General features: G+C 30.6%; 18 protein-coding genes and 1 tRNA gene. 14 read left to right on the top strand and 5 right to left on the bottom strand.

The window, feature by feature from the left end; genetic code table 11:
- Window positions 1–370: 370 nt before the first annotated feature.
- The 4 genes from AC5LW9_RS03750 (at window position 371) to AC5LW9_RS03765 (ending at window position 5,090) form a co-directional block, all read left to right on the top strand.
- Window positions 371–589, top strand: a complete 219-nt coding sequence (locus tag AC5LW9_RS03750; protein ID WP_086326965.1) for a hypothetical protein — start codon at window positions 371–373, stop codon at window positions 587–589.
- Between the two features lie 572 nt (window positions 590–1,161).
- Window positions 1,162–1,383 carry a hypothetical protein gene (locus AC5LW9_RS03755; protein ID WP_198226358.1) on the top strand — a complete coding sequence of 74 codons (222 nt, stop codon included), beginning with the start codon at window positions 1,162–1,164 and terminating at the stop codon, window positions 1,381–1,383.
- A 310-nt stretch (window positions 1,384–1,693) separates the two neighbouring features.
- Window positions 1,694–2,986 carry an HlyD family secretion protein gene (locus AC5LW9_RS03760; RefSeq protein WP_198226360.1) on the top strand — a complete coding sequence of 431 codons (1,293 nt, stop codon included), beginning with the start codon at window positions 1,694–1,696 and terminating at the stop codon, window positions 2,984–2,986.
- The gene (locus AC5LW9_RS03765) at window positions 2,979–5,090 is read left to right on the top strand and encodes a peptidase domain-containing ABC transporter (RefSeq protein WP_232352922.1); all 2,112 of its coding nucleotides are present in this window, start codon (window positions 2,979–2,981) and stop codon (window positions 5,088–5,090) included. Before AC5LW9_RS03760 ends, AC5LW9_RS03765 begins: the two co-directional genes overlap by 8 nt.
- A gap of 667 nt (window positions 5,091–5,757) precedes the next feature.
- Here AC5LW9_RS03765 and lepA read toward each other — a convergent pair.
- Complete coding sequence (lepA, locus tag AC5LW9_RS03770) at window positions 5,758–7,554, bottom strand: translation elongation factor 4 (RefSeq protein WP_232352921.1); 1,797 nt, start codon at window positions 7,552–7,554, stop codon at window positions 5,758–5,760.
- Between the two features lie 132 nt (window positions 7,555–7,686).
- Here lepA and AC5LW9_RS03775 point away from each other — a divergent pair, with 132 nt between their 5' ends.
- Window positions 7,687–8,112: a MerR family transcriptional regulator gene (locus AC5LW9_RS03775; RefSeq protein ID WP_172397822.1), complete on the top strand. Its 426-nt coding sequence runs from the start codon at window positions 7,687–7,689 to the stop codon at window positions 8,110–8,112.
- A 207-nt stretch (window positions 8,113–8,319) separates the two neighbouring features.
- Here the strand turns inward: AC5LW9_RS03775 and AC5LW9_RS03780 are convergent, their stop codons facing one another.
- The 3 genes from AC5LW9_RS03780 to secG form a co-directional block, all read right to left on the bottom strand.
- A complete protein-coding gene (locus AC5LW9_RS03780) occupies window positions 8,320–8,808 on the bottom strand; it encodes a hypothetical protein (protein WP_198235610.1) in 489 nt (162 codons plus the stop codon).
- Between the two features lie 625 nt (window positions 8,809–9,433).
- A tRNA-Leu gene (locus tag AC5LW9_RS03785) sits at window positions 9,434–9,519 on the bottom strand.
- Window positions 9,520–9,526: 7 nt separating this feature from the next.
- A complete protein-coding gene (gene secG / locus AC5LW9_RS03790; RefSeq protein ID WP_086326976.1) occupies window positions 9,527–9,901 on the bottom strand; it encodes a preprotein translocase subunit SecG in 375 nt (124 codons plus the stop codon).
- A 425-nt stretch (window positions 9,902–10,326) separates the two neighbouring features.
- Here secG and thiI point away from each other — a divergent pair, with 425 nt between their 5' ends.
- The 4 genes from thiI (at window position 10,327) to trmL (ending at window position 14,549) form a co-directional block, all read left to right on the top strand.
- Entirely contained in the window at window positions 10,327–11,778 is a 1,452-nt protein-coding gene (gene thiI / locus AC5LW9_RS03795) for a tRNA uracil 4-sulfurtransferase ThiI (protein ID WP_198235609.1), read from the top strand.
- Between the two features lie 131 nt (window positions 11,779–11,909).
- The gene (locus tag AC5LW9_RS03800; protein WP_198226372.1) at window positions 11,910–12,620 is read left to right on the top strand and encodes a response regulator; all 711 of its coding nucleotides are present in this window, start codon (window positions 11,910–11,912) and stop codon (window positions 12,618–12,620) included.
- A gap of 41 nt (window positions 12,621–12,661) precedes the next feature.
- A complete protein-coding gene (gene cpxA / locus AC5LW9_RS03805; protein ID WP_198226714.1) occupies window positions 12,662–14,041 on the top strand; it encodes an envelope stress sensor histidine kinase CpxA in 1,380 nt (459 codons plus the stop codon).
- Between the two features lie 22 nt (window positions 14,042–14,063).
- The gene (gene trmL / locus AC5LW9_RS03810) at window positions 14,064–14,549 is read left to right on the top strand and encodes a tRNA (uridine(34)/cytosine(34)/5-carboxymethylaminomethyluridine(34)-2'-O)-methyltransferase TrmL (protein WP_198235688.1); all 486 of its coding nucleotides are present in this window, start codon (window positions 14,064–14,066) and stop codon (window positions 14,547–14,549) included.
- Window positions 14,550–14,703: 154 nt separating this feature from the next.
- Here trmL and efp read toward each other — a convergent pair whose 3' ends face one another.
- Window positions 14,704–15,270: an elongation factor P gene (gene efp / locus AC5LW9_RS03815; RefSeq protein ID WP_034882790.1), complete on the bottom strand. Its 567-nt coding sequence runs from the start codon at window positions 15,268–15,270 to the stop codon at window positions 14,704–14,706.
- Window positions 15,271–15,302: 32 nt separating this feature from the next.
- Here efp and epmB point away from each other — a divergent pair, with 32 nt between their 5' ends.
- The 5 genes from epmB (at window position 15,303) to yidC (ending at window position 19,088) form a co-directional block, all read left to right on the top strand.
- Window positions 15,303–16,331 carry an EF-P beta-lysylation protein EpmB gene (gene epmB, locus AC5LW9_RS03820; protein WP_198226374.1) on the top strand — a complete coding sequence of 343 codons (1,029 nt, stop codon included), beginning with the start codon at window positions 15,303–15,305 and terminating at the stop codon, window positions 16,329–16,331.
- A gap of 330 nt (window positions 16,332–16,661) precedes the next feature.
- Entirely contained in the window at window positions 16,662–16,802 is a 141-nt protein-coding gene (gene rpmH, locus AC5LW9_RS03825) for a 50S ribosomal protein L34 (protein WP_025314679.1), read from the top strand.
- Between the two features lie 11 nt (window positions 16,803–16,813).
- A complete protein-coding gene (rnpA, locus tag AC5LW9_RS03830; RefSeq protein WP_198226376.1) occupies window positions 16,814–17,170 on the top strand; it encodes a ribonuclease P protein component in 357 nt (118 codons plus the stop codon).
- 14 nt (window positions 17,171–17,184) lie between these two features.
- Complete coding sequence (yidD, locus tag AC5LW9_RS03835; protein WP_198226718.1) at window positions 17,185–17,460, top strand: membrane protein insertion efficiency factor YidD; 276 nt, start codon at window positions 17,185–17,187, stop codon at window positions 17,458–17,460.
- Window positions 17,460–19,088: a membrane protein insertase YidC gene (gene yidC, locus AC5LW9_RS03840; RefSeq protein ID WP_198226378.1), complete on the top strand. Its 1,629-nt coding sequence runs from the start codon at window positions 17,460–17,462 to the stop codon at window positions 19,086–19,088. Before yidD ends, yidC begins: the two co-directional genes overlap by 1 nt.
- Window positions 19,089–19,113: the final 25 nt, after the last annotated feature.

Consider the following 19,113-nt stretch of genomic DNA (forward strand, 5'->3'; position numbering starts at 1 on the left):
TGCTGGTGATTGCCAGCAATATTTTATTTTTTAAGAAATTTAGTCGTATATGATGTATGCTAAAGTAGAAAAATATTTTATCGTTTAATTTTGTATTTATGCAAAAAATAGTTCTATTTTTGTCAAAAAATATATTTTTTTTATTTAAAAAAGTTAAGGTTAAGTAAAAAAAATATCATTTCCCTTGAAATACTTATAATTAATCAAAAGGTTATTTATTTTCATGTGAAAATTAACTGTAATCATAATTGACTTGATTCAAATTTTATTTTCTGTTTAAATATTTATGAGTTTAAACAGTACCATGTATTAATGGTATTTTTTAGATTCTAGTATTGAAAATAACTATTGTGGAAAAAAGGAACACATTATGAAAGAATTAAATTTAGTAGAAGTAGAACAAGTTTCTGGTGCTGGCTGGATCGCTGATGCAGGCGGTGCTTTAGGTGCTGGTATTGGTGCTGTTGTTGATGCAGCTCATCATAACGTAAGCACTGCTGGACAAGATTCAGGTAGATTATTAGGCCAAGGTATCGGTCAAGTTGTTGAAGCTATTATCGGCTTACCTTTCCCAACACTTCGTCCTTAATTAATGTCTTAAAACGGGAAGCGATTATTCGCTTCTCGTTTTATTGTTAAAAATCATATAGGAATGAAATATATACCTTAAAGGTAAAATTTAGCGTTTTTATTTTGAAATCATTAATAATTGTTAAATTAAAATATCAACTAACATGTTAAATGGTTTATTTCTATATGGATTTTATTAGATATAAATTATCCATGAATATGAAAGTAAAAATTTTGTCATTATTTCCTTATTTATCATCAATTAATTTGAAAAGGGAAACATGTATATGAAATTATTTTTCTTGTTTACCTTCATACTATCAAAAAAATAACAACCTCCTTTTGCTTACCTAACATTAATTTTTTATCTATAAAAAGTTAATATTAAGTAAAAATAATCATTAATTTTAAAACATTTATGTTCAATTAAACCTTCATTTTTTTCATGTGAAAATTATGCGTAATAATAATTGACTTGATCGATATTTTATTTTCTGTTTAAATGATCATGAATTTAATTGATACCATGTAATAATTGGTGTTTTTTAATTCAAATTTGCAAAAAATTATTATGGAAAAAAGGAACATATTATGAAAGAATTAAATTTAATTGAAGTTGAACAAGTTTCTGGAGCTGGTGCTATTATGGATGCAGCAGGTGCTTTAGGTGCAGGCATTGGTGCTGTAATTGATGCAATCAATAATGATTTAACTCAATCTTCCCAAAATGCAGGTCAAATATTAGGCGAAAATATTGGTAAGATTGTAGAAACTCATTTAGGTCTACATTTTCCAGGTTCTGTTCGTTTTTAATTAATATTGTTTAATATAGTTAAACGAGAAGCGATTGTTCGCTTCTCGTTTTGTTTTAAAAAATGATCTAGTTATTTGAAAATAAACAAAAATTTAATTAAGAACTTATTTTATTTGGTTGGTCATATATTATGGAATCGATCTGATTTTTAAGTAAATTATATTCAGTAATAGACTTATTAATATATTTTAAACGTGATTTTTTTATCAAAATTAAAACTTATATAATTGAATAAATTATTGAAATAATTAAATAATAAAAATTATTATTAACAACTAAGTATAAAAGTACAAACAGGTAAAATATTTTATGGAAAATAATGGATTGTTTCGTCAAGAAGCTATTAATTACCAGAAAGCAAAATGGATGGGAAAAGCATTATTAATAAAAGGGTATTCTGCATGGTTTGTCTTTTTATTATCGATTGTTTTTATTATCGTTTTAGTACTTGCTGCCATATTCGGTACTTATACTAGACGAATTAATGTACCAGGTGAAATAACTACACAACCAAGAGCGATTAATTTATTTTCAACACAGCAAGGTTTTATTATTAACTCTCATGTAAAAGTAGGCGATAAAGTTAAAAAAGGTGACCCCATTTATGATTTAGATGTTAGTCAAACTACGCAGTTAGGTAATGTCACTCAAAACACAATCGAATCAATTAATAATCAAATCAATAATATATACGAAATTATCGAAACTCTAAAAGAAAATAAACTAATCACATCAAATGCATTGAAACAACAAATAGATGAATATAATAGATTTCATCAAGATTCATTATTACTCGTCAAAAATGCAGAAAAAGGTATGAGTGAAATGTTTGAAAGCATGCAAAACTATGCTGATTACCAAAAAAAGGGACTTATTAATAATGAACAATTCAATAATCAAAGATATTTATATTATCAGCAACAAAATTCTTATCAATTTTTACAAAATCAAATAATACAAGAGAACTTAAGTATCATACAACTCAATAGCGAATTAGTTACAAAAATAGCTGATTTTGATAACAAAATATCTGAATACCAATTTCAATTAAATGCTCTACAACGTCAATTAACAGAAGTAAATGCTAAAGGAACATTAATTATTAGCGCTCCTAGTGATGGGCGAATTGAATCACTTAGTGTAACAGACGGTCAGATGGTAAAAACAGATGATAGTCTAGCACAACTTATCCCTGCTAATGCTGATAGTTACTATTTAGTTCTTTGGGCACCTAATGAAAGTGTTCCTTATATTTCAGTTAATGATAAGATTAATATTCGTTATGAAGCTTATCCTTATCAAAAATTTGGGCAGTTTTCAGGTGAAATTATGTCAATATCCAATGTGCCTGCCTCTAGCCAAGAAATGTCAACGTATAGTAGTTCGCCATTATCTCAAAATAATATTAATTATCAAGCTTACTACAAAGTAATGGTTTCGCTGGATAAACAACAAATGGTTAAATTTAATAGTAAAATTAAATTAACAAATGGAATGAAAGCTGACATTACTCTATTTTTAGAAAAAAGACCTATTTATCAATGGATGCTATCACCTTTTTATGATATTCAGAAAAGTATTACAGGACCAATCAATGAATAGAAATCAGTTTCAGCATATACTTCAAAGTTTACATTTTGGTTGGAAAAGAAAAATACCACAAATTATACAGACAGAAGCAGCTGAATGTGGTCTTGCATGTTTAACTATGATTTGCCGTTATTATGGGATGAACGTAGATTTATTTAGTCTAAGGAATCAAATTGGCGTGTCATCACATGGAGTAACTCTTGCTACATTAATTAATATGTCAGCTTCTGTACATTTAAGAAGCCGTCCACTTTCCTTAGATTTAAATGAGATAAAACAGTTAAAAACCCCTTGTATTTTACATTGGGATCTCAATCATTTTGTTGTATTAGTTGCGGTTAAAAAAAGTAAATTTATTTTACATGACCCTGCATTTGGTCGCCGTGAAGTAGGTCTTAATGAAATGTCAAAACATTTTAGTGGGATAGCGCTTGAGTTGTGGCCAGATAAAGAGTTTAAACCTCGCACAGAACGCAGTCAACTTAGTTTGATTAAAATGCTCTTTCAAATTGATGGTTTAAAAGGGTTTTTAGTTAAAATTTTATCACTATCTATCATTATAGAATCCATTAATTTATTGCTACCCGTTGGAACTCAATTGGTCATGGACCATGTAATTATGGCAAAAGATCATAGTTTACTCGGATTAATCTGTGTAGGATTACTGTTTTTTATATTATTTAGAACATTTATTGCTATGTTACGTTCTTGGTCATCATTAATTATGGGATCTTTAGTCGATATTCAATGGAAAGCAGGTCTTTTTGGTCATTTAATGAAGTTACCATTAGCTTATTTTGAAAAAAGAAAACTTGGTGATATTCAGTCTCGTTTTTCATCCTTAGAAATAATTTGTAAAACACTAACTAATAATATAGTAAAAAGTATTATTAATATTTTGATGTCAATTGGTGTTTTTATCATGATGTTTTTGTATGGGGGCTGGTTGGTATGGATTGTCTGTGGTTTTACTCTAATATATATAATATTACGTGTGGCAACCTATCAGCGTTATCGACAAGCATCAGAAGAAAAAATAGTGAAAGAGGCAAAAGCTAATTCCCATTTTATGGAAAGCTTATATGGTATTGATACCTTAAAATCACTGAAACTCACTGAGTCAAGGGCTCAATATTGGCTCAATATGAATATTGATACAACTAACGCAAATATTCGTCTTACTAAATTAGAAATGATATTTAGTGGTGTTAACACATTGATTATGATGATTGAGCAAACGTCAATATTGTGGATTGGTGCTGCACTTGTTATGGATGATAAGATGACGCTAGGTATGTTTATCGCATTTACTGCATATCGAGCTCAATTCTCAGAACAGGCTGCAAATTTGATAAATATGGTATTAGATTTGAAAATGCTAAATTTACATACTGAACGACTAACCGATATTGTGTTAACTGATACTGAAAATGATATTGAATCAAAATACTCATTCCCTAAAGATATTCCTGTTGAATTTGAATTGCGCGATATAGCGTATCAATACGATAATCTTTCTAAACCTATTTTTACTAATATAAACATGAAAATTCGAGCAGGTGAAAGTGTTGCAATTATTGGTCCATCAGGTGCGGGTAAAACAACATTGATGAAAGTTATGAATGGATTGCTTACACCTACACATGGTGAAGTTCTTATAAACGGAATTGATATTTATAAATTTGGTGTCAATAATTATAGAGATATTATTGGTAGTGTATTACAAAATGATAAACTTTTTGCTGGTTCTATATCTGATAATATTTCAAGTTTCGATACTGAAAAAAATTATGAATGGCTTGTTGAATGTGCAAAATATTGCAATATTCATAACGAAATTATGAGTATGCCTATGGGATACGAAACGTTAGTGAGTGAGTTAGGAAATAGCTTATCTGGTGGGCAAAAACAACGGTTGCTAATTGCAAGAGCATTGTATCGTAAACCTTGTTTATTATTTCTTGACGAAGCAACAAGTCATCTAGATGATGATAATGAATTTACAATTAATAAGGCAATATCTTCATTAAAAATAACGCGTATTATTATCGCTCATCGAAAATCAACAATAGAAAGTGCTGATCGTATTGTTGATATTGGTTCAGTAAACCGTTAAAAATTAGCAAGTAAAATAGACAAAAATAAATAATGAGAAGCAAAAATTTTCACATATAAATAGGTAATAAAGTTTTTTAAAATTAAAGAAGTAGTTTGAGATGATAAAATACTTCAATTTATTAACAATAATATGTGATTTATAATTTTGGATGACAAAAGAATTAAAGCTAGTATAAACATTGTTACTACCATGTTTAATTAGAAAATTTTCTGCAATAGTAATATTCCTGATATTTTTCGCTTCTCATTTTCACTTCTCTATTTGCAGAAAGTTGCACATTAAAATTAAGAGTAAAAAAATTATTTAAGTTAGTTTATTCTGAATATTGAGATTCAATAATTAAAAAAATAGTTATTTAAGTTTTTTTGTTTTAGTTATGTTCAGAATACTAAGTCTATAGAATATGATAATTATCTAAATACAAAAATAAAGATATAGTAAGAACACAGTAGCTAATACCACAGGTATATAATGTCATCATTAATTTTCTGTTATCGAGAACTTTATATTGTTGTGTTAAGTGGGATTACATAAAAAATAATTTATATTATGTACGATAAAAAGTTTTGCCAACGATTGTCAGCAAAACTTTCTTTATCCGAGTTTATTAGAAAATAACAAAATATTAAATTATATACAATTAATACAGCAACTATTAGTATTATCAATGAATATCCAATACCGCATGAAATGCTTCTTGTGGGATATCAACACTGCCAAACTTACGTTGCCTAATTTTATTTTCCTTAATATTTTTAGCTATCTTTTTCTTTTTGGATGCAGATCCGGAATAGCCACGTCCTGTTACACTTTTACGTAATGGTGGAATGTCTTCCCTTGCAATGACTTTATTTTCAACTACTGATTGTACTGGCATTGGGTAGAGTTTACGAGGTATAACATGTTTCATTTTTTGAACTATTTGTTTACCGCGTTCAAAGCTCTTATCTCTTGGCAAAATAAAGGAAAAAGCATCGACAATTTCATCATTCAGCCAAATATCCATTTTAACCAAATCAGTTACAATATAACATCGGTCTCGATAATCTATTGATGCATATCCATGAGTAATTGATTTAAGTGAATCATAAAAATTATAAGCAATTTCTGAAATTGGCAGTTTAAATGTCAACTCGGCCATTTTATTATTCAGATAAATCATATCGACATAAATACCGCGTTTTTCCTGACAGAGTTCCATAATTTCGCCAATATTTTCCATAGGAATAATAATTGCTGCATCAATAAATGGTTCTTCAATATACTCGATCTTTTCAAAACTCGGCAGTAACATAGGGTTGTTAACGCTAATAATTTCACCATTTTTTAACGTTACACGATATTCAACGCTAGGAAATGTAGATAGAATTTCGATTCCATATTCTCGTTCAAGTCTTTCTTGAATAATTTCCATATGCAAAATACCTAGAAATCCACATCGAAATCCCGCTCCAAGTGCCATTGAATTTTCTTGTTTATAAATGAATGCTGAATCGTTAAGCGATAATTTTTCAACGGCATCTTTCAGTTTTTCTTGATCTTCATTTTTTATTGGAAATAGGCCGGCATAAACCATTGGTTTAACCTCTTTATAACCAGGCACTGCATTGGTATCAGGTTTATTGGGTTCAATTAATGTATCACCCACTTTTACATTTGACACAATTTTAATATTTGTAGAAATAAATCCTACTTCACCAGCCATAAGTTCTTCGACCGATTTCATGGCAGGTAAAAATACCCCTACTTGTAACGCTTCAAATTCAAGCTCACTTTTGAGCATTTTAATTTTCATCCCAGTACGAATTGAACCATTAAAAATGCGAACATGTAGCACAACACCTCGGTAGACATCATAATGGGAATCAAATATTAATGCCTGAAGAGGTTTATCTTTGTTGCCTTCAGGTGCAGGAATATTTTCAATGATGGATTCTAAAATGTTGTCAACTCCAATCCCAGTTTTAGCCGAAGCTAAAATAGCATTGTCTAAATTTATACCCTCAAGTTCTTCAAGTTCCTTAATTACACTTTCAGTATCAGCATTTGGCATATCAATTTTATTAATAACAGGAATGATAGTTAAATGTTGTTCTTGAGCTAATTTCAAATTTGCAATAGTTTGTGCCTGCACGCCTTGGGTAGCATCAACAAGTAACAATGCACCTTCACAAGCAGCTAAACTCCGTGAAACTTCATAATTGAAATCTGTATGGCCAGGGGTATCAATTAGATTTAATTCATATTCAATACTATCAGATGCTTTATAATACATACGAACAGTTTGAAGCTTAATAGTAATACCACGTTCTCTTTCAAGATCCATGTTATCTAATAATTGCTCTTTCATATCACGTTCAGAGACCGTATTTGTCATCTCAATTAATCTATCAGCTAGAGTCGATTTACCGTGATCGATATGGGCAATAATACAAAAATTTCTTATATTATTTGGGTTCATTTTAATTTCTCCCATACTTTTATTAAATATTGGCGTGAACTATAATGGTTAGAGTAACTCTAAGTCAAGTTTATCAAATCATTATGATTAATAAGCTATTTAATTGATTTTTATGAATACATGGGTATAAATATGGTAAATATAAATGACTGTATTGCATCAATAGCTCAAAATGGTGAACTAAACCAAACACCTAAGTATACAGTGACTAAAGCAGCTAAAATGTTAGGCCTATCAGTACATACACTAAGGTATTATGATTCATTGAAATTATTTCCATTTCTACAACGCGATCAGAACGAAAAGCGACTTTTCTCTGATGCAGATTTGCAATGGGCAAAATTGATTGAATGCTTACGTAATGCGAATATGTCAATTAAAGAGGTACAACATTATGTTAAGTTATGCTTACAAGGTGATGAAACATTGGATGAACGTCTAACTATCATTAATCAACAAGAAAAGATTTTAATTGATACCATAACTGAACTAAATGAGCAATTAGCATTATTAAGGTTTAAGAAAAGTTATTACAAAAAGAGTAATAATCTTAAATAAAAAAATAAGTTATTATTGATAAAATTTATAACTAAAAAGAGACGAGACCTTTTATATTGTATCTTTAAGTATAATTGGTTAAGAATAAATAATTTTTAGTTTTTTAAAAGGTATAAGCTAATATAATTGATAAAAATCTGCTTAGAACTCAGTCATTATCTCAATTATATTAACTTATTTATCTTATTCGAGAATCATAAGGTAATTTTAGAAATTACTTAAGTCAGATTGCCAAAGAATATAAGGATCATAGTCGTCATCACCATTTGGTAAAGCTCCTGTTTTCGGAGGAAGCATAAAATCAGTAGTGACTAGTTGATTGTTATCAATATAGTCTATTTTCCATTCTAATAAATCTTTTTTATTTTCTGGTTTATCAAAGTTAAAGGTAATTTTGGAAAGTGAATTATGATAAAGGAATTGTCGCCAACATTCATCAGAATCTTTAACACAAAATTCAACACTCAACGGTTGATATTTTTTACCATCTTTAAATAATACAGGTATTGCCTTTTGCTCTTGGTTATCGACAAAAAATGATAAAAAAACATTATCAGCCAACTGAGCTTTATACTCTGTGTATTGGTTATTATTTTGTGACTTAGGTTGTTTTTGAAAACTACTTTGGTTTTCATTAGCATAACTATGACTGCAAAATAAACTACTTAACAATAATATTGATATTAATTTTTTCATAATATATTCCATTGATGAGTTTAGTAATTATTTTGATAAAAAAAGAGAATAAAGACTAATAGAAAAACTATTAAATGAACTTTTATAGCATAGCCGAAAATAGAGGTGATATATACTTTTTTATATTTTTCTTTCGCTTTTTTAATAATAATTGATTTCTTATGATTTAAACAAAAAAATAAACCTTTATAAAAAGTATCATCAATTTATATCTAAAAATAAGGATAGGTCATATTTCAAAAATTTACTAATGGTGGTTTATATTCTAAAAATTAATTATTCTAAATAAAATAATTTTTAGATGTTATGTTTTATTAGTGATAATTGCTAAGTAAAAAATATAATAGTATGTTTAATAACATGATTAATTTAGTATTATATATTTTTATTTGTTGACAAAATAACGTTTTGATTTGGATATTAATTAACGAGGTGGTTATACGTACCATAGTTACACGATTTTTAGTTATATTGCATCCGTATAACTATTCATATACCTAAAAAATTTGGTTGTAAATGTGTATCTTACTGATGCTTAATGAATAACAGAATAGACGTTAAGCCTTGTGTTTGTTAGTTTTGATGTGTTTTAAAGAATTTAAAAGAATGTTTCTGTTTATTGATTTGGTGCCGTGGGCGGGACTTGAACCCGCATGCCCTTAGAGCACTACCCCCTCAAGATAGCGTGTCTACCAATTTCACCACCACGGCGCCGTTTTTATTCAGGAATATCTGATGTTGGATTTATTTGTCCAGGTTGAACAACAGGATCTGTTGTTGGAGTAATGCCACTCTCGCTTTGCTGAGTTGTTACCGGAGCAGTATCTTCGAGATTATCAAATTCACCAGTTGAGGTGATGTGAGCACGACTACCTAAATTAGATAAAACAATACTTATCACAAAAAATAATATACCTAATAAAGTTGTTGTGCGAGTCAAAAAGTTCCCACTTCCTGATGAACCAAATAAAGTTGCTGACGCACCCGCACCAAAAGAAGACCCCATATCGGCGCCTTTTCCTCGCTGAATTAAAACTAATACGATTATTGCTAGTGCAATGATCAAATAACTTATAATTAAAAGTCCGTACATTTCAACCTGTCAATTTTATGTTTTATACAACAGAATTTATTGAAGCGAAATATTAACGAAAGACAGAGCAACAAGCAAGTAAAATTTAAGGTATTGTTGGTATAATTTGAGTTTCGACGTTTTAAAACTATTATCAATATTAATTTTTATACAAAAAAATTATATTCGTTTACTGTTTTTAATCGGTAGGGTAGTTGATTTATAGAAATTCTTTATTTTTAGATACAAAATAAAACTTTATTACATCAATTATGATCAAGTTACAGTAATAAATATCATTTTAAATTAATATTTTCAAATGATTTGATATAACAAATTGTTTTTCTAATCCATTTTAGATTCAATATTTGTTGGATTAAATTGTATGTTTTTTTAGAAAAACAGTATAATGACCGCTATTTTTATTTAGAACATATCTTAGTTTTATGAAATTTATTGTTAAACTCTTTCCTGAAATCACGATTAAAAGTGATTCCGTTCGTTTACGTTTTATCAAAATATTAACTAGCAATATTCGTAATATATTAAAACATCATATAGAAGATGTTGCTGTTATTCGTCATTGGGATTTTATTGAAGTTCGTCCAAAAATAGCAAATAGTGAATCCTTAATTCTAGAACTACTAACCCGAATCCCAGGTATTCATCATATTCTAGCTGTCGATGAACTAACTTATGTCGATATGCATGATATTTTCGAAAAAGCTTTAAATTACTATGCCCCTTTAATTGAAAATAAAACTTTTTGTGTAAGGGTTAAACGCAGAGGAAAGCATGACTTTACTTCAATTGATGTTGAACGTTACGTTGGTGGTGGACTTAATAAATATGTGCCTTCAGCTAAGGTAAAGCTAACACGCCCTGAGGTTACGGTTAATTTAGAAATTGACAATGATAAGTTATTACTTGTTAAAGGTCGACATGATGGTATTGGTGGTTTCCCAACTGGTACTCAAGAAGATGTTATCTCACTGATTTCTGGTGGATTTGACTCAGGTGTATCAAGTTATATGCTGATGCGACGAGGTAGTCGAGTTCATTACTGTTTTTTTAATCTTGGAGGAAAAACTCACGAAATTGGTGTAAAACAGATGGCTCACTATTTATGGGAACGTTTTGGAAGTTCACATAAAGTACGTTTTATTGCTATCAATTTTTCAGATGTTGTTGGTGAGATTTTGGAAAAAATTGATGATGGACAAATGGGTGTAATCTTAAAAAGAATGATGATCCGTGCCGCATCTAAAATAGCTCAGCGTTATAATGTACAAGCTCTTGTGACAGGTGAAGCTCTTGGTCAAGTATCAAGTCAAACATTAACTAATTTACGCTTAATTGACAATGTTAGTGATACATTGATTTTACGTCCACTAATCACTCACGATAAAGAAACCATTATCAATCTTGCTCGACAAATCGGCACTGAAGATATTGCTAAAACCATGCCTGAATTTTGTGGTGTAATATCTAAAAGTCCAACTGTCAAAGCCATTAAAGAAAAAATTGAAGCAGAAGAGTTGAATTTTGATTTTTCAATACTTAATAAAGCTATAGAAGATGCAGAAAACATTGATATTCGTGAAATAGCTAAACAATCAGACACAACAATTCAACAGGTTGAAACCGTATCGACTCTTAATAACGATCATATTATTATTGATATTCGCCCATCAGATGAACAAGAGGATGATCCTTTACTATTAGGCGATAATGTTGAAATTAAAATAATTCCTTTTTATAAATTAGCCTCCCAATTTGGTGATTTGGATCAAAGCAAGCAGTATTTGCTTTATTGTAACCGTGGAGTGATGAGTAAATTACAAGCACTTTATCTTATTGATCAAGGTTTTTCTAATGTTAACGTATTAAAATTGTAGAACTTAACAATTATTTACTATATTGTTAGTATTGATAGCATTTTTTGCATATATAATAATTTGGCAAAGTGTGAAACCTTGATGTAATTCGATAAAAATAAATATGATATATGAGTAAACAGAGGATTGTAATGAACAAATTACTTGTAGTGGATGATGATCCAGAAATCGCCTCGTTGTTATCCGAGCTTCTTGAACTAGAGGGGTTTGAAGTTGAAACGGCGAATAATGGCGTGCAAGCTTTAGAGAAGTTTGATATGTCATTTGATTTGGTTCTGCTCGATATAATGATGCCTGAAATGAATGGATTAAATGTGTTATCTCAACTTAGAAGCAAATTTACTGTCCCTGTTATTTTTTTAACGGCTAAAGATAATGAATATGATAAAATTATTGGGCTTGAACTTGGTGCTGATGATTATATTTTAAAACCTTTCAATGATAGAGAACTTATAGCTAGAATCAACGCGCTATTACGTAGAACGCGCTGGGATAATTTAGTTAATGAAACAGATGATCTTCCTCAACAGTATACAGTTGATAAATTGGTATTAAATCGAAAACAGCAGTCAGTTTATTATGATAATAAGTATATAGAATTAACTGGTACGGAATTTCAAGTATTACTTAAATTTCTTGAAAATGGTGGTAAAATCATATCTAGAGATACGTTGAGCGAAACAGTCTTAGGTAAGGAATTTATTCCGCTTGCTCGCTCAATTGATGTCCATGTATCTAATTTAAGGAAAAAACTTCCTCCTCGTAGTGATGGTTTACCGTGGATTAAAACCTTACGTTCTAAGGGATATTTATTTGTTATTGATAATCATGATGATGTATAACGAAATCAGTATAGTTTTAAATTAGGTGTGGTGATATGTGGATTTTTGATCGTTTAACTGTTCGAATTTTCACTATCTTCCTTTTGACGATAGCTTTTTTTTTAGCATTAATCATTTTATTACCAAATTTAGATTCTAGAAACTTAACTTACATTGCAAATAAAGAGCGAGAAACCGGTAACGAGTTAGCTAAACAAATAGAAAAAGATCTATCCAATGTACCTAAAGATAGCTTTCGTTGGTGGATGCGTTTTATTGTTGTAATGGATACTTACCAAAAATCTGGTCAATTTTTATTTATTGTCACTCCAAATGAGCAATATATTACTGCCGACACCAAGAATATTGATTTAGTTAGAAATTTTAGCGAAATATCACATAATATTTCAGATCCAGCTAAGAAGATTTATGATTTCCAAGAAATTATAGGACCATTTTTGGTTCATTATGCTGATGAACCATATCAATTATATGTTTTACAACCAGCATCCGATGTTCAATCTCAATTTGTTAATTTACTTTTTGATCATCCTCTATTGTTATTAACACTAATGATGTTAATCAGTTCTCCTTTTTTACTATGGTTATCATGGAGTATCGCTAAACCTGCAAGAGGATTAAAAAAAGCGGCAGATCAGGTTGCTAAAGGTAATTTACAAGAGTGGCCTGAGCTAGAAAAAATAGGATCTACTGAATATAAAGCAACAGGCGCTAGCTTTAACCATATGTTAAGAGAACTTAAACGGATGCAAGAAGTACAACAACGTCTATTTTCCGATATTTCCCATGAACTTCGTACTCCTTTAACACGTTTACAACTTGCAACATCTTTATTACGACGTAAACAAGGCGAAAGTAATGAAGTTATACGTATCAATAATGAAGCATTAAAGCTTGATTCTATGATTGGTGATTTATTGTCATTAGCAAGACAGCAATATGATAATAATGAAATTCGTCAATTTAAGAAAATTAATCTATTATTCAAACAAGTACTTGATAATGCTACATTTGAAGCAGAACAAATAGGGAAAAAGTTTTTAGTGACTAACTTTCCAACTAGTCATACTATTTTATGTTATCCTATGGCTTTATGTAGTGCTCTTGAAAATGTTATACGTAATGCATTCCGCTATTCTAATCATGAAATCGTTGTTAACTTTATTGCGCAGCAAAATCAGATAATAATTAGTATTGACGATGATGGAATTGGTGTAGCTGACAAGGAACTTGAGCAAATTTTTAGACCATTTTATCGTACTAGTGAAGCGCGAGATCGTCAATCCGGAGGAACTGGTTTAGGGCTAGCTATTGTTGCTAATGCCATCATGCAAGATCATGGCAATGTTAAAGCAGAGAAAAGTCATCTTGGAGGACTTAGAATTGTGATAGTATTACCAATTCAGAAATATAAACAATAGAAGAGAAAGTATTGTGTCAAACATTGCCTTAAATATCGTTTTATTTGAGCCAGAAATTCCAGCTAATACTGGTAACATTATCCGTCTTTGTGCTAATACAGGTTTTAATTTGCATATTATAGAACCAATGGGATTCTTTTGGGATGACAAAAAGCTGAGAAGAGCAGGTCTTGATTATCAAGAATTTGTCAACGTAACGCGTTATAAAAATCTTACTCATTTTTTAGAGATAAACCAACTTAACCTAATCACACAAGTTTATGCATTAACGACTAAAGGTCAAAAATCTCATAGTGAAGTGAATTTTAAGTATAATGATTTTTTGTTGTTTGGTCCCGAAACTAGAGGTTTACCTGCATCAGTTCTTGATGCATTACCGCAAGATAAAAAGATTCGTATTCCTATGTTAGCTAATAGTCGAAGTATGAATTTATCTAATTCTGTTGCGGTGGTGGTTTATGAATCATGGCGCCAATTAAATTATTTTGGTGCAAAACAATTTAATTAATTCATTATTAACAATGAAGTTATCACAATTAATATAAAGATTAATCTGTTGTCATTGAATTAAATGTATACCATTTAAAACTACTTAAAACAAAAAAGAGGTTAACGTAACCTCTTTTTTTGGTTAATAATATTTTTGTATAAAACCACCATCATTATTTAACACGTGATACATATTCACCTGAACGAGTATCCACTTTAAGCACTTCACCAATTTGTACGAATAATGGTACACGAACAACCGCACCAGTTGATAAAGTTGCTGGTTTTCCGCCTGTTCCTGCAGTATCACCTTTTAAGCCTGGATCGGTTTCAATAACTTCTAATTCAACAAAATTTGGAGGTGTAACAGCGATAGGTTGACCATTCCACAATGTTAAGATACATTCAGCTTGATCAACTAACCATTTTGCATTATCACCAACGGCTTTAGCATCGGCAGATAGTTGTTCAAAAGTATCATTATTCATAAAATGCCAGAATTCACCATCAGTGTATAAATATGTTAAATTCATATCAACAACATCAGCGGCTTCAACTGATTCACCTGACTTAAAAGTTTTATCAACTGTTTTGCCTGAAAGTAGTTTTTTAATTTTTACTCGGTTAATTGCTTGTCCTTTACCAGGCTTATAAAATTCATTTTCAACAATTACACAAGGCTCGCCATCTTGCATTATTTTAAGACCAGCTTTAAACTCATTTGTACTATAAGATGCCATAAAAGCTCCAACTATCATTCTGAATTACAAAAATGAGTCATATTATACAGCAAAAAATTGAACAACCAAATAATAAAGATGAATGGATATTAGATCTAAACAATGTCGTGACAGATATCAAGGAACTTTATTCTTATTTAGAATTAGATCCTAATTCCATTTCAATTACTATGTTACAAGCGAAAAAACAATTTCCGCTTCGTGTTCCTATAGCTTTTATAAATCGAATGAAAAAGGGGAATTATAAAGATCCATTGTTATTACAAGTTCTTTGCGATGATCATGAAATGATTAATGTAGATGGATACAGTAATGATCCTTTGGATGAACAACAAAATACTATTCCAGGATTACTACATAAATATCATAATCGTGCTTTATTAATTACTAAAACAGCTTGTGCCATAAATTGTCGTTATTGTTTTAGGCGACATTTTCCTTACCATGAAAACCAAGGAAATAAAAAGAATCTTAGCATTGCGCTTGATTATATTACCAATCACCCAGAACTTGATGAAATTATTCTTTCTGGAGGAGATCCTTTAATGGCTAAAGATCATGAGATTGAATTTTTGATAAAAGAATTAGAAAAGATACCTTACATCAAACGGTTACGAATTCATACTCGTTTAGCCGTTGTGATACCATCACGAATTACATCAACACTTTGTCAGCTATTTGCTAAAAGCCGATTACAAATTATCATGGTTACTCATATCAATCATCCAAATGAAATTGATGAAAATGTAGCTAAAGCTATTTCACTGTTAAAACATCAAGGTGTAACTGTGTTTAATCAAAGCGTTTTATTAAAAAATGTTAATGATAAAGCCGAAACATTAGCGCAATTATGTAATAAACTATTTGATATTGGCATTTTGCCTTATTACATCCATTTACTTGATAAGGTGCAGGGGGCCGCTCACTTTATGGTAAATGATGAGAAAGCCAAACAAATAATGAAACAACTAGCAGCTCAAGTTTCAGGATATTTAGTGCCTAAATTAGCGCGTGAAATCGGTGGTGAAAAAAGTAAACGTGTCATTGCATTTAATAATTAAGAAATTTAATTTTCGTATCTCTTTTTTGGAGTTGTTTTTGATACATGATATCAGCCTATAAAGAAGATAAATTAATCTCATAAACTATTATTTTGCTGATTATTTATCGACAATAAGGATTAAAATATATGCTTAAATTAATAGGGTATGTATCAGTTTTTTATATAATTGTATCTTAATCAGGAGTTAATGGATTTCTTAAAAATTTATCTGTTAAAATCTCATTGACGACAAAGGAAATAAACACTATAATTCCGACCTCTTTAATTAATGCTGTGGAGTTTACACTCTACAACCTTGTTGATAAATTAGATTTGGATATAAATCGTCATGAAACGCACATTTCAACCATCAGTATTAAAACGCAATAGAACTCACGGTTTCCGTGCTCGTATGGCAACAAAAAACGGTCGTCAAGTTCTTGCTCGCCGTCGTGCTAAAGGCCGTGTTCGTTTAACTGTTGCTAGCTGATTTAAAGTTGAGTGATTAAATTCACTTATCCTCGGGAGTTGCGATTGTTAACTCCCTTTGATTTCAGTTATGTTTTCCAAGAATCCATCAGAGCTGGATCTCCTTTCCTTACGCTTGTTTCACGTAAAAATAATTTAGCACATGCTCGTTTGGGATTTGCCATAGCTAAAAAGCAGGTAAAGCGTGCCCATGAACGTAACCGTATCAAACGGCTTGTGAAGGAATATTTTCGTTATCATCAACATCAATTCCCTAATATTGATTTTATTCTAATGGCTAAATCTCCTGTTATTGACTTAGATAATCAACAAATAGTTGAGATATTTGATAAACTATGCCAACGAATCATAGCCAAGCAAAAAATTTAAATAAATTAAAATTAATGATAAAAAGGCATGTTTGTGCATTTAATTTATTGATAATTAATATTTTTATATTTTTTATTCGGATATATCAACGTATCCTTAGTCCCTTATTTGGTCCTAAATGCCGTTTTACGCCGTCATGTTCACAATATGCTGTAATTGCATTAAGACGCTTTGGAATAATAAAAGGTGGTTGGCTAATGGTTAAACGTGTATTAAAATGTCACCCTTTACATGAAGGAGGAGAAGATTTTGTTCCTCCTAAAATTAAAACCAATAGAGAAAAACACTAATGGGATCTCAACGTAATATTTTAGTCATTGCTTTACTTTTTGTATCTTTTTTTATTTGGAAAGCGTGGGAAGAAGATCATGCTCCCAAGCCGCCTGTGATTAACCAGTTAACACAACAGCTAGGGGAAGATAATTCAACTAATAGTGCCGTGCTTGGTAAAACAATCACTGTAAAATCAGATGTATTATCACTTACTATCAATACTTATGGCGGCGATGTGCAAGCTGCTCAATTATTAAAATATGAGCAAACACTTCATTCAGGTACTCCTTTCCAATTATTAACATCAAGTCCTGATTTTGTTTATGTTGCTGAAAGCGGCTTAACTGGTAAAGATGGCCCTGATAATGCAATTCAAGGATCAAAACGACCAGTATATCAAACAGAACAAACCGAATACGTATTAGCTGATGGACAAGATGAATTGCGTGTACCACTGACTTATCAGGTTAATGGTGTTAGCTATACTAAATATTATATATTACATCGAGGTAATTATGCTATAGATGTACAATATGACATAAATAACCAAAGTGGAAGTCCTATTGATGTTTCGATGTATGGTCAATTAAAACAAACTATAGAGTTACCTAAAGGTACTGTGACTGAAGGTGGCGGAGGGTTAGGCCTAAATGCTTTTCGCGGTGCGGCTTATTCTAGTTCTAACACTAACTATAGTAAATATAGTTTTGATGATATAAAAGATAAAGCTTTAGATGTAAGTACCCAAACAGGTTGGGTTGCAATGCTACAGCACTATTTTGTAACGGCATGGGTGCCAGCTCAGGATCAAAACAATTTATTTTATTCTCGGGCTACAGCTAACAAATCTCAAGCAACGATTGGTTTCAAAGGTGAATCAACTATTATTCAACCAGGTAATAGTCAAACTATTGGTGCAAAATTATGGTTGGGACCTGAAATTCAAGACCAATTGAAAGAGACAGCCAATCATCTTGATTTAACCGTTGATTATGGTTGGTTATGGTTCTTATCACAACCACTATTTTATTTGTTAAAATTTATTCATAGTTTTGTAGGTAACTGGGGCGTTGCAATTATTATTATTACTTTTATTGTCCGTGGTATTTTATTCCCATTGACACGTGCACAATATCGTTCAATGGCAAAAATGAAGTTATTACAACCTCGTATAGAAGCATTGAAAGAACGTTATGGTGATGATAAACAAAAAATGAGTATGGAAACCATGGCGATTTATAAACAAGAAAAAGTAAATCCATTAGGTGGTTGTTTGCCAATATTTATTCAAATGCCAATTTTCTTATCACTATTCTATATGTTAGGTAATGCTGTAGAGCTACGTCATGCCCCATTTGCGCTTTGGATTTATGACTTATCCGCACAAGATCCTTATTATATTTTTCCTTTATTAATGGGCGGTACCATGTTTTTAATTCAGATGATGTCTCCAACACCAGCGGCTGACCCATTACAAAAAAGGTTAATGACTTATATGCCATTAATCTTTACGGTATTCTTCTTATGGTTTCCAGCAGGTTTAGTTTTATACTATATCGTAAGTAACTTATTTACAATTGCCCAGCAACGCATCATTTATTGGGAACTTGAGAAAAAAGGACTTCACGAGAAGAAAAAGAAATAATATTGATAATAAAGGAGGTTAAGAC

This window comes from Gilliamella sp. LMG 34360 (genome assembly GCF_984568995.1).

Coding starts and splice junctions, on each gene's coding strand:
- yidC (WP_198226378.1), top strand. CDS start 17,460: ATGGGATCTCAACGTAATATTTTAGTCATTGCTTTACTTTTTGTATCT.
- AC5LW9_RS03755 (WP_198226358.1), top strand. CDS start 1,162: ATGAAAGAATTAAATTTAATTGAAGTTGAACAAGTTTCTGGAGCTGGT.
- AC5LW9_RS03760 (WP_198226360.1), top strand. CDS start 1,694: ATGGAAAATAATGGATTGTTTCGTCAAGAAGCTATTAATTACCAGAAA.
- AC5LW9_RS03775 (WP_172397822.1), top strand. CDS start 7,687: ATGGTAAATATAAATGACTGTATTGCATCAATAGCTCAAAATGGTGAA.
- rpmH (WP_025314679.1), top strand. CDS start 16,662: ATGAAACGCACATTTCAACCATCAGTATTAAAACGCAATAGAACTCAC.
- secG (WP_086326976.1), bottom strand. CDS start 9,901: ATGTACGGACTTTTAATTATAAGTTATTTGATCATTGCACTAGCAATA.
- efp (WP_034882790.1), bottom strand. CDS start 15,270: ATGGCATCTTATAGTACAAATGAGTTTAAAGCTGGTCTTAAAATAATG.
- AC5LW9_RS03750 (WP_086326965.1), top strand. CDS start 371: ATGAAAGAATTAAATTTAGTAGAAGTAGAACAAGTTTCTGGTGCTGGC.
- AC5LW9_RS03800 (WP_198226372.1), top strand. CDS start 11,910: ATGAACAAATTACTTGTAGTGGATGATGATCCAGAAATCGCCTCGTTG.
- yidD (WP_198226718.1), top strand. CDS start 17,185: ATGATAAAAAGGCATGTTTGTGCATTTAATTTATTGATAATTAATATT.
- lepA (WP_232352921.1), bottom strand. CDS start 7,554: ATGAACCCAAATAATATAAGAAATTTTTGTATTATTGCCCATATCGAT.
- AC5LW9_RS03780 (WP_198235610.1), bottom strand. CDS start 8,808: ATGAAAAAATTAATATCAATATTATTGTTAAGTAGTTTATTTTGCAGT.
- AC5LW9_RS03765 (WP_232352922.1), top strand. CDS start 2,979: ATGAATAGAAATCAGTTTCAGCATATACTTCAAAGTTTACATTTTGGT.
- thiI (WP_198235609.1), top strand. CDS start 10,327: ATGAAATTTATTGTTAAACTCTTTCCTGAAATCACGATTAAAAGTGAT.
- epmB (WP_198226374.1), top strand. CDS start 15,303: ATGAGTCATATTATACAGCAAAAAATTGAACAACCAAATAATAAAGAT.